An 11,582-nucleotide genomic window follows, 5' to 3' on the forward strand; every position below is an offset into this window, starting at 1 on the left:
ACAAGCAAGGTGTTCTGTTGAGGCGTGTAATGGCTGAAGGTGAGATTAAGATCGAAGTGAGCGACTCGCCGCGTGGTCGCCGCGGAAAAAAACGGAAGCCGCCGAAGGTTGCGCTTGAAATTGTGTCGGGGTTGGTGCTGCTGGTCTCGATTGCGACGATCTTTCTTATTTCTGGTTCGAGCGATGATGAAGACGCTGGGGGAGAGAAGCCTGCGAAAGAGGTTGCTCAGGAGCTCGTGCCTGTAGCGGCGAAGACGCAAGCGAATGGCGAGCTTGGAAATAAGGAAAAGGCTCCTCGCGAAACTCTGATTGAAGACGACGGCGCGACGCTCTGGGCGTCGCCGACAGCAGGGGAAGCGATCTCGCTAGAGTATATTCCGGCGGGCACACCGCTACTCTTGCACCTGCGGCCCGCCGAATTAGTTTCGCATCCCGAAGGTCAGAAAGTGATCGCCGCGTTTGGGCCCTGGGGGCAGGCTGCAGTCGATGGGCTTGAACAAGCAATCGGCTGCGAACTGGCGGAAGTTGAGAGCGTGCTGCTCGGCGTGCTAACGCTTAGCAACAACCAATTGGCGACAACGGCACGGATCGAACTTGCCGGAGCGATAAACTTCGCGGACCTCAAACAGCGACTCCCGAGCGGTCGGGTTGAGAGGATCGCGGGCCAAGAAACGTGGCGTGTGGGTGAGGTTTCTTATTTCGTTTCCAACGAATCCAAGCTCCTGGTGATGTGTCCCGCGGAGTTTACTGGCGATGCGCTTTCGGCAGGAGAAGTTGCTCCTTCGCTGGTGCGCGATCTGCTACGACTCATACCGCATACTGATTCGGATCGCATGGCGACGCTCTTGCTTTCGCCACGGTTTCTCGACGCGAGCGGAAGTCGATTGCTCATCGATGCAGGGGAACGTTTGCGCGATGGCCTCGATTGGCTGATGGATCGCGAGGCGACGGCGATACTCATCAGTCTGCACTGGGATGAAAACTTTTTTGCCGAGCTACGCACCACGCCGCAGCTACAAGCGCAGCCGCGCCGTTACAGCCAGCAACTCGCGGAGCGACTCCGGGAAGCAGCAAACCTTGTCGAAGATCGCATCATCGCGAGCAACTGGCCTCTCTACGGCCGCAAGGTGCTGGCACGCTTTCCAGCGATGCTGCGGAAGTTCTCTGGCTACACACGCGTTGGCGTCGAGGATCGCCACGTGGTGCTACGAACCTACTTACCGCTGGTCGCCGGTCACAATCTGCTGACTGCTTCGGAGCTGCTGATAACACAGTCGCCAGCAAGCAGTACAAGCGGGACTGCGACAACTGTCGTCCCAGCCAGCGAGGCAACGGTGGAAGATCGGCTCGCCAAAGTGACTTCGCTCTCCTTCCCAAAAGATACGCTGGAACAAGCACTGAACCTGCTATCCGAGGATATTGGCGTACCGATCACCATCTTGGGGCGTGACCTACAATTAGAGGGGATCACTAAGAATCAGTCTTTCGGGATCGATTTACGCGACAAGCCCGCCAGAGAAATACTGCTGGAGATCTTGCTGCTGGCAAACCCCGACCGCACTGCCACGGGGCCAGACGACGTGAAACAGAAGTTGCTTTACGTGATGCGCGAGAATCCCGCAAGAATCGAAGTGACGACACGGACTGCTGCAGAAAAACGGGGCGATCAATTGCCTGACGTTTTCGTGGGCACGAGCGACTGAGCGGCTATAGTATTAAGTACGGAACCAATGTCTGACGTTCTCTTCAAAATCACCTGCGTGACTTGCACTGCTCGGCTGAGCGTGCGCAATGAGGCGGTGATTGGTCAGATCCTCGCTTGCCCCAAGTGTGGCAGCATGGTGCAGGTGACTCCGCCGACTCCGACCGAACAAGCGGCGAAACCGACAAGCGTCGCGGAAGAAGTTTCGACAGGTGAAAGTTCCGTGGCAGATTCAGCAGAATCGGTTTCAACTGAGAGCGTTCCCCCAGACTTTTCAATGGAATCGCTTGAAGCTCAACCGGCGGCCACGCCTGAGGAAATCAATACTGAGCATGATGATGTTGTCGCGCTCGAAACGCCAGCGACTGAGCCACAGGCGTCGGGCTACTCTTTGATCGCTTGGGCTACGGCTGGAGTTGTGGCGTTGGTGGCGGGAGTAGGAACCTTCTTGTATGTCACTTCAGGGGACAGCAACGACGAAGTGGCAAGTACAGCAACGAACACGAATGTTGCCGAGGAGGTCACCGCGTCACCAGCTAAAGAGCCAGAAGATACCGCACCGCCTGTTGAGAGTTCGATCGAGACCTTTGAGCAATCTTCAACTAATGAGGTAGTCGCCTCGGACATTCAACCGGAGGCTTCCGAGCCGAAGGTGGAACCTGACGTGCCTCCGAGTGCTCCTATTCCACATGTTACCCCGTCGACTGAGCCGCCATCAGACTTCACTGAGCCAATCACTGAATTGGCCAACGAAGAACCAGCCGAAGAATCAAAGCGAACGCTACTGATCGACCCGCTTGATCTCGACCCGGAGGGGCTCGATCTATCAACCTTCGCAAGTGCTTCCGCGGTCGAACCCGTCTCCGAAGCCTCGGACGATTCTCCAGCGGAAGTTGAGCAACCGTTCGAACTTCTAGACCAGCCGAAAGAGTTGCCGCGGGTTCAGCTTGACGATTCGCAACCGTTGCCGCAGATCGACACGAACGAGGTTCTCGGGACGCAGATCCCTTCCTTTGAAGCCAAGGCAATTCCACTTTGCGAATTCCTTAACTTCGTCACGCGCATGTCGGCTTTGCCGGTCAGTGCCGAGCCTGAGCAACTCCGTTTAGCGGGCGTTTCCTCGACGAAGGGGGTTTCCGTCTCCGTCGAGGACACGACCGTTGAAGGACTACTCACCGAAGCACTCAAGCCGTTGCGGCTGACTCCGGTAGTGGCCAACGATCAAGTCGTATTGGGTCGCGTTGGGCTGGATAATCTCCGCAAGATCGATTACCCGGTTGGGGACTTACTCGACTCTTCGACCACAGCCAAGTCGTTGGCCGATCGGGCGCATGAGTTCATTGCCCCGGAGAGTTGGAACGACGATTCGGAAGCTTCGATTGATCCCGACACGCCACACATCAAGGTCAAGGACGACAAGCTGATGGTCACGCAGCAGGAGCGACGGCAATATGAGATCCTCCGATTGCTCGAAACTTTGCGTGTCGCACGAGGTTTGAGCCCGCGTAGCAAATACCCGATCGAGCTTCTGCAAGCAAACTCGCCCTACGTGCAACTCTCAGAGCGAATGAGTGCACCGGCGACATTTACGTTCTCGAAATTTACCCCAGCTCAAGAAATCTTCCGACACTGGCAGAACGAACTCGGGCTGGCGCTGTTGGTCGATTGGCCGTCACTGGCGAAGCTCGATCTTTATCCGCAAACTCGTATTCGCTGCAGCTCGACCGACGAGCCATGGACCAAGGCTCTCGACGAGGTTCTCACACCTTTAGGTCTCGCCTGGCAAGCGGTTGACGGCCGCACGCTCCAAATCACAACCGTCGAGGCAACCCGTGAGCGAACGGAACTTGCCTTCTACCCGCTGGAAGAATCGCGGCACGACAGGCTCGTTGCCGTGGAACAATTCCTCGCGCGGCTGACGGCTGAGGGCGAGTCAGCCTCTTCCGCGAAACTCTTTCACGACCGCAGTTCAAGTACGATGCTGGTACTTGCCAGCCCGATGGTTCAACGCAAACTAGCGGATTGGTTGATCAAGCAGGGCTGGGGGAAGAATACAAGCACGCAGCGCTAGCAATTGAATTAGGCTTAGACCGCAGTATTCACTCGCTTGCGCTTCGTGTTTGTATCTGGTACTAAAAAACTAAGCTATTGCTCCCAGCGTCCGATCCATCGCGGTGGCGATCTTCTGACAACCGGTCATCGTTTCTGCGAATTGATCGAAGTTGAGCGACTGATAGCCATCACTCAGCGCTTTATCGGGATTCGGATGGACCTCGATGATCAGTCCGTCGGCACCCGCGGCGATCGAAGCCCTGGCCATCGCCGGCACCAGGCTGGAATGGCCCGTGCCGTGGCTCGGGTCCATCACGATCGGCAAATGGGTGCGCTCTTGCACGTAGGGAGCACTGGCCAGTGGCAGGGTGAAGCGGGTGTGCGACTCGAACGTCCGAATGCCACGCTCGCAAAGCATCACGTTGGGGTTCCCTGCGTCGAGGATGTACTCCGCAGCAAGTAACCATTCATCAATCGTCGCACTCGGTCCACGCTTGAGAAGCACCGCTCGCGGCGACTTACCGGCTGCTTCCAGTAATCGATAGTTCTGCATGTTCCGGGCGCCAATCTGGAGGACGTCGGCGTATTCAGAAACTAATTCGACATCATCGGGCGAAACGACTTCGGTAACGATCGCCAGCCCCGTTTGGTCGCGGGCTGTGGCGAGGAGTTTCAAGCCGTCTTCCTTCATTCCTTGGAAGCTGTACGGTGACGTCCGAGGTTTGAAAGCGCCGCCACGAAGCGCCGATGCGCCTGCCTTTTTTACGGCAAACGCACTGGCGACGATCTGTTCTTCGCTTTCTACCGAACAAGGTCCAGCGATCACCCCGATGTGCGGGCCACCCACGGTCAGGCTGCCCGCGGTGATCACCGAGGGCTCTGGCTTGAGTTCTGAACTTGCCAGTTTGTACGGGGCAACAATCGGCATCACTTCGTCAACGCCGGGCGCGCTTTCGAGTGACTCCATTCCCGCGCCGCGTTCTTCACCCACGGCAGCAATCACCGTGCGTTCGGATCCTTCAATCACGGTCGGTTTGAGTCCTAGCGATTCTACGCGGGCTACGGTGTCCTTGATATTCTCTTTGGTCGCGGTACTTTTCATCACAACAATCATCTCGATCTGCTCCTATTTTGTAGGGCGTTAAGTTGCGGCTCCGCCGTCGCGCCCAGGTGAATAGCCTTGTCTGGAAAAGAAAAAGCCCCGGGCGTCGTTGGCGTCGCCCGGGGCTTGGTTGGTTCTGTGATTGGCAAACTCTCGCTATGCACAGCCTCCCTCACGCCCGGGCTTCGTAAAATAGAAGTCCCAGGACCAGGTAAAGCTAAAAAAGCCGCATCGCGATGTCATGTAGTCGCTTGCCATAACATTAGTATGCGCTCGCATTACCCGGTTAGCAAGCGTTTATTTCGGTGAGGTTAGTCGATACGAAACTTGAGAGATCGCTGTTAGCTGCGAAAGTTACCATGAATTCCCAAGGAAATCTCACACTATTTTCGCAAACTTGCAGTTCAGCGATGCGATAGCAATAATGCTGAACCACGATGTGAATCACTGAATTGCAAGTGGCTTCCCTCCAACATTTCTCACCCAGGCAAAATTTTGATGACTACCCCCAACGCTCCCCGTCGCGATTTTCTGAAGACTACTTTGGCAGGCGCGGCAGCGGCCGCGACGCCTTACGCGTTTACCAGCATGGCACGTGCTGATCATCACGAAGAGAAGAAAGCGGACAAGCAGCTCATCGGTGTCATTGGCTGCGGCGGCATGGCTCAAGGCAACATCAACACTGTGAAGGATCTCGTGACGGTGGCAGCAGCTTGCGATGTGGATTCCGGGCGGGCCGAGAAGATGAGCAACCAGTGGGGCGGTGGTAAAGCGAGAATCACCGAAGACTATCGCTGGATGCTTGATAACAAGGATATCAAGCTGATCCACATCGGCACGCCCGACCACTGGCACACCAAGCCACTGATCGAAGCAATGAAAGCCGGCAAGGATGTCTACTGCGAAAAGCCGCTCACGCTGACCATCGACGAGGGCAAGCTGATTCGCAAAGTGCAAAAAGAAACCGGCTCTATTGTTCAGGTTGGAACGCAGCAACGGAGCACTTTTCACTTGTTTGTGAAAGCGATGGCGATCGTTAACGAAGGTCGCCTTGGCAAGATCAAGCGTGTCCAAGCTGCCATCGGTGGCGCACCTGCCAGCCCTGCCATCCCCGTTGCTGAGCCACCATCGAACCTCAACTGGGATCGCTGGCTCGGCCCTGCGCCGCTTGTTGATTACCGTTCGCGACCACGCGAGAATACGCGTCCCAACTCGAATTGTCACTACGAGTTCCGTTGGTGGTACCAATACTCCGGCGGCAAGCTCACCGATTGGGGAGCCCATCACGTCGATATTGCCAACTGGGCGCTCAAGCTCAATGGGCAAACCGAAGGCCCTGAGTCGATCAGTGGCACGGCAAAACATCCCGTGGAATTCGTCAACGGCGTACCCCTGGAAAGCGATCGCTACAACACCGCCACGGCCTTCAACTTCACCGTGAAATACCCCGGCGGGACTGAGATGATCATCCGTCATGACACGGATAATGGCGTCCTCATCGAAGGGGACAAAGGTCGCATTTTCGTCAGTCGCGGTAAGCTCGCTGGTAAACCCGTTGAGGATCTCAAGGAGAACCCGTTACCCGAGGACGCCCTCAGCAAGGTCTACAAAGGGATGCCGATGGAGCAGAACGAGCGTCGCGCCCATTGGCTGAACTTCTTGCACTGCGTGAAACAGCGAAAGGACCCAATCTCCGATGTTCACACGCACATGGATGGCTTGAACCTCTGCCATCTAGCCGGCATCGCCGCCCGCTTAGGACGCGAACTGAAGTGGGATGCCGCCAATGAGCAGATCGTCGGCGATGAGCTTGCCAACAGCATGCTCGCTCGGCCGTACCGTGAGGGGTATGAAATCGAGATGAGCTGATCATAGCCAACACCTCTACCGAAGGCGATGGTACCGCTTTATCTGCAGCCATCGCCTTCGGAGAAAAAACGGTTACTCGGGCATCTTCAATTGGGCCGCGGGCAACGCTTCTTTCACCCCAGCAACTCCTTCGGCACCGACGGGGACATGCAGGCTGGCTCCGTCGAAGTCGTCGCCGATTGGCTCCACGCGTCCGCCAAGATGCTCTGCCAGAAACGCTTCGGTCACCGCATTAAAGCTCATGCGGTTCGCTTCGTCGCTGAAGCCGTGGCCTTCGTCAGGGTAGAGGACGTAGGTCACAGGAATTCCTTTCGACTGCATGGCTTCGACGATCTGGTCGGCCTCGACTTGCGTGACACGCGGATCGTTCGCGCCTTGACCGATCAAGAGTGGTCGCTTGATCTCGTTCACTTTCATCAACGGAGAGCGTTCCAGCAGGGCTGCCCTGCCTTCTTCCGTCGTGACATCGCCAACGCGAACGGTCATCACCGGCATGAACATGGCCCAGTAGGGGGGGATGTTCTCAAGCAGCGTCACCAAGCTCGAAGGTCCGACGATGTCGACGCCGCAGGCGAACTTCTCGGGCGTGTAGGTCAGCCCGACGAGTGTCGCATAGCCGCCGTAACTGCCCCCCATGATGGCGACCTTGTCTTCGATGGCAATTCCTTCTGCGACTGCCCAATCAACCGCGTCGATGAGGTCATCGTGCATTTTCTTCGACCACTCACCATTGGCGGCATTCGTGAACGACTTGCCGAAGCCGGTCGAACCGCGGTAGTTGACGCTCAGCACGGCATAACCACGGTTAGCGAGCCACTGGTGAGTCGAATTGTAACCCCAATCGTCGCGTGCCCAAGGACCGCCGTGGACGTCGAGCACCATCGGCACAGCCTTCTCGGGGCGGCCGTCACCATCCGAGTCGCTTCCCGGTGGCAAGGTGAGGTAGCTGACGAGTTTCAGTCCATCACGAGCTTCGATCACCGGGGTTTGCATCTTGACCAGGTCGTACTGATCGAGATCGTCGCGACTGCTGAACAGAAAGTGGGCCTTCTTGTTCGCGCGGTCGTAACGGTAGAACTTCAGCGGCCCATCATCCAGCACGTAAGCAACCGTCCACTGAGTGTCATCCAAGGTTCGGCTCGTGACGATGAGTTCGCCGTCTTCAACGGTTTCCAAATATTCAAGATCGCCCTTGATGGCGTCGTCGAGGATTTCCCACTTGGTCCGCGAGTAAGTGAAGCCAACCGCTTGGATGTTCTTCTCCGTCGGATGGACAAGTACTTCACCAACGTCGGCCTTGGCGTTCTCAGAGATAAGTTTCTTCTCACCCGTCTCCAGGTTCAATGAGAAGAGTGCTCCCGTATCGCGATCACGGCTATCCTGCAGATAGAGAATCTTGTTCGTCTTGTCGAAGCCCGCGGGTCCGGTGGTCATCGCGTCCTCGGGACCGACTTCCATGAACGGTTCCCAAGCTGCTTCCCCTTCTTGCCCTTCAACATGCTTGAGCAGCAGTTGCCCTCCGGTTGGGGTGAAGCTCATCGCAAAACGGACCGAGAAATCATCATCAGTCACGTAACCAAGGACACCTTCGTTCTCTTGAATGAGTTCGCGTTCGCCCGTTTCCAAGTTGACGCGATAGACATCGTGCAGTTGCGGATTGCGATCGTTGAGACCGACTAGAATCTCGTTCGGGAACTTTTGGCTCGTCCCTGCGATGCGAGCATGCACGCCGTCAACGGGCGTCAGGTCCTTCGTTTCGCCGGTAGAGACGTTCGTGGCATAGACGTGCCAGTTTTCATCGCCGTCTTTGTCTTGCGTGTAGAGAATGTGTTCGCCGGTGTAGGCCCAGCTGTGGCCGCGGATGTCACGCTCGGTGTCTTTGGTGATCGGCTTGGCGGAGGCGATATCGTCGACGGGGGCCACCCAGACGTTCAGGAATCCCTCAACTGGTGCGAGGTAACTAATCCACTTGCCGTTGGGGCTCAGTCGCGCGGATGCTTTTTGAGGATTGCCGAACAAGACGCTGCGAGGGATCAATTTGGCCTCCTGAGAGTTGGTGTGAGGATGAGCGGAATCAGTTTTGATCTTGGCGAATACCGTGCTGTTAGGTTGCGCTAACAGCATGAATGCCAGGGCAAGAGCCAGTTTTCCATTGATAATGCTGAAAGATTGCTTAGCTGAAGACATAGCTGATGTCATCGTTGTCGCGCTCCGTCGAACTAGCGAGTGTGGTTGAATCGAACTCTCGTATTGTTCCCGGTACGCTGACCCTCGACAACAGGTTCTCCGTGAAGAGAACTCTGATTACAGCTATACTGACGGCCATGCACGGGCCTACGCCAACGCCGCCGAGTCGCCGTTACAATCCGTTGCTAGCGGTGGCGGCTGCGTTTCTCACTGGGATTCTTGTCGATCGGTCCATTGCAACCGTTACGCTCGCGATGTGGGTCGCACTCTGCGTGTTGGCCCTGTTCCTCGCTTGGCGGTTTCGCCGTCAGCAAGCGTTCCAACGGGCAGCGAGTTTCACCTTGATTGCCACACTCTGTCTCGGCGGTGGGTGGGCTAATCTGCGGTGGAATTACTTTCCAGTAAACGACCTTGGCAGGTACGCCGGTGAACAAGCCTATCCGCTTTGCTGCGAGGCCTTGATTTCTGACCCCGTAACGCTTCGGCCATTACCGGCACACAATCCACTCAGGGCACTCCCTGCCAGCCCCCGTTCAGAGACGACGATCTCAGTTCGTCGACTCCGCAATGGAGAAACCTGGCAGGAGGTGCGCGGGGAATGCCGGCTCCGCATTAACGGCGAAGCGACCGAATTGAGCCCGGGGCAGCGAGTGCGAATCTTCGGTCGTTTTGAGAGAACCTCACCAGCAATGAATCCCGGCTCGATCGACTGGGCGGCGAGAGATCGTGGGCGTGGGCGTCTCGCGAACTTGTATTGCAATCAAGTGGAATGTGTCACCTCGACGGTTCCTTCTCCTCAAGATTCAATTGTCGAACGACTACGCATCGCAAGCGAACAGAACCTCAAGCAACACATCTCCCAGGACCAGGCACCCCTCGCCGCGGCATTGCTATTGGGAGCTCGCGAGCAACTCAGCGATGACGAAGTCGAAGCCTTCTTTCAAACCGGTGTGATTCATCTATTGGTCGTCTCTGGACTACATGTGGGAATGGCCGCGGCGCTACTTCTATTGCTGGCACGAATCATTCGTGTGCCTTGGAATCTGGCTTTGCTACTAACGGCAGTAGCAGTCTTGACCTACGCATTAGTCACAGGAATGCGTCCGCCGGTGATCCGCGCCTGTTTGATGACCTCGCTTGGCTTGGCAGCACTTTACGTGGGTAGGCCGGTTGCTGTGCTGAACCTACTTGCCGCGGCGGCAATTGCGATTGGCGTTTACAATCCGAGTGAAGTATTCAACCCAGGCACTCTCTTGAGTTTTCTAAGCGTCGCAGCATTGTGCGGGCTCGGAAACTGGAGTCGACTTCGTCAGACTTATGATCCGCTCGACGAGTTGATCCTCACGACGCGACCCTGGCATCAGAGACTGGGGACATGGTTCGGCAAGAAGGGCCTGATGCTGACCATTGCCTCCCTCGTAGCCTGGACCACGACAGCGCCGATTGTGGCTCGTGTTTTCCATCTCAGCACGCCGGGAACGGTGCTAGTAACCCCTTTGCTGTGGCCATTGATCGCTGCCGCGCTAATGAGCGGGTTGCTGGTGATTGGTTTTGGCTGGGTGCCTCCGGTAGGCTGGCTCCTCGGCAAGTTTTGCACCTTTTGTTTGAGCGCAATTCAAGAAATCGTTAGCACCGCCCATTCGCTCGAATTCGGTTCCTTTTATTGTGTGGGTCCGCAGACGTGGTGGCTTGTTGGGTTGTACGTGGGGCTGGCGATCGTTGCTTGGCGAGGTCTGCATACGATTCCATGGCGATGGACAGCCGCCGGGTTGGTCGTTTGGTCCGCGTTCGGTTTGTTCGTCGCGGGTCTGCAGCGTAGTAACGATGAAGAATTGCATTGCACATTTCTCGCGATGGGCCACGGCACCTGTGCCGTTCTCGAGTTACCCGACGGCAAAACACTGCTCTACGACGCAGGGAGCCTGAACTCTCCCGAGAGTGCCAGTCAGACGATTGCCAACTTCCTCTGGTCGCGGGGGATCATACGAATTGATGGCATCGTCCTCTCGCACGCCGATGTCGATCATTACAATGCGGTGCCTGGGCTATTGAAGCGGTTCCCAATTGGAACGGTCTACGTCTCACCATTGATGTTCGACCCGCTCGCAACTGGCGGGCAGCTCAACGCACCTGAGTACTTGCGCGAAGTGTTGGCAGAAGAAAACATTCCGCTACGAGAAGTGTGGATGAATGATCGGCTGGCGGTTCAGGATGAACACATCAACATCGAAGTTCTTCATCCGCCGCGGACGGGGGTCGTGGGGCGGGATAACGCCAACAGCATCACGCTTCTGATTGAGTTCGGTGGCAAGCGAATCTTGCTGCCAGGGGATCTGGAGCATGCCGGGATCGAAGCGGTCATGCTAGATGCCCCTGAAAATGTGGACCTACTGCTGGCTCCTCATCATGGGAGTGCTGGCAGCGATCCTCCAGGCTTCGCCGCGTGGTGCACTCCCGACCATGTGGTGGTCAGCGGTCGTAATCGCTCACGAACCACGCTAGCAAACCGTTCGTACAGAGCCGTGGGGGCCGAAGTTCTGCACACTTCTGACCGTGGGGCATTGCAGTTTACGCTGACCTCTGACGATCTCGAGGTGAAGTCGTTCCGCTGAGTACGGTACACATGCCTTGCTGACGAATTTGGCCGAATAGAGCCTGTCATCGCGGGGG

At 56.6% G+C, this 11,582-nt stretch carries 6 protein-coding genes; 4 read left to right on the plus strand and 2 right to left on the minus strand.

Going from position 1 to position 11,582, the window contains the following annotated elements:
- Positions 1–29 precede the first annotated feature (29 nt).
- Complete coding sequence (locus RIB44_12760) at positions 30–1,703, plus strand: hypothetical protein (GenBank protein ID MEQ8617437.1); 1,674 nt, start codon at positions 30–32, stop codon at positions 1,701–1,703.
- Positions 1,704–1,730: 27 nt separating this feature from the next.
- Positions 1,731–3,773: a hypothetical protein gene (locus RIB44_12765; GenBank protein ID MEQ8617438.1), complete on the plus strand. Its 2,043-nt coding sequence runs from the start codon at positions 1,731–1,733 to the stop codon at positions 3,771–3,773.
- 69 nt (positions 3,774–3,842) lie between these two features.
- On the opposite strand, the gene aroF is transcribed toward RIB44_12765, so the two are convergent.
- Positions 3,843–4,856: a 3-deoxy-7-phosphoheptulonate synthase gene (gene aroF / locus RIB44_12770; GenBank protein ID MEQ8617439.1), complete on the minus strand. Its 1,014-nt coding sequence runs from the start codon at positions 4,854–4,856 to the stop codon at positions 3,843–3,845.
- A 498-nt stretch (positions 4,857–5,354) separates the two neighbouring features.
- On the opposite strand from aroF, the gene RIB44_12775 reads away from it, so the two are divergent.
- Positions 5,355–6,725 carry a Gfo/Idh/MocA family oxidoreductase gene (locus tag RIB44_12775; protein ID MEQ8617440.1) on the plus strand — a complete coding sequence of 457 codons (1,371 nt, stop codon included), beginning with the start codon at positions 5,355–5,357 and terminating at the stop codon, positions 6,723–6,725.
- Between the two features lie 72 nt (positions 6,726–6,797).
- Here RIB44_12775 and RIB44_12780 read toward each other — a convergent pair whose 3' ends face one another.
- Positions 6,798–8,912: a S9 family peptidase gene (locus RIB44_12780; protein ID MEQ8617441.1), complete on the minus strand. Its 2,115-nt coding sequence runs from the start codon at positions 8,910–8,912 to the stop codon at positions 6,798–6,800.
- Positions 8,913–9,013: 101 nt separating this feature from the next.
- Between RIB44_12780 and RIB44_12785 the strand changes: the two genes are divergently transcribed.
- Positions 9,014–11,524, plus strand: a complete 2,511-nt coding sequence (locus tag RIB44_12785) for a ComEC/Rec2 family competence protein (protein ID MEQ8617442.1) — start codon at positions 9,014–9,016, stop codon at positions 11,522–11,524.
- Positions 11,525–11,582 lie beyond the last annotated feature (58 nt).

Source organism: Lacipirellulaceae bacterium (genome assembly GCA_040218535.1).
GTDB lineage: Bacteria > Planctomycetota > Planctomycetia > Pirellulales > Lacipirellulaceae > Adhaeretor.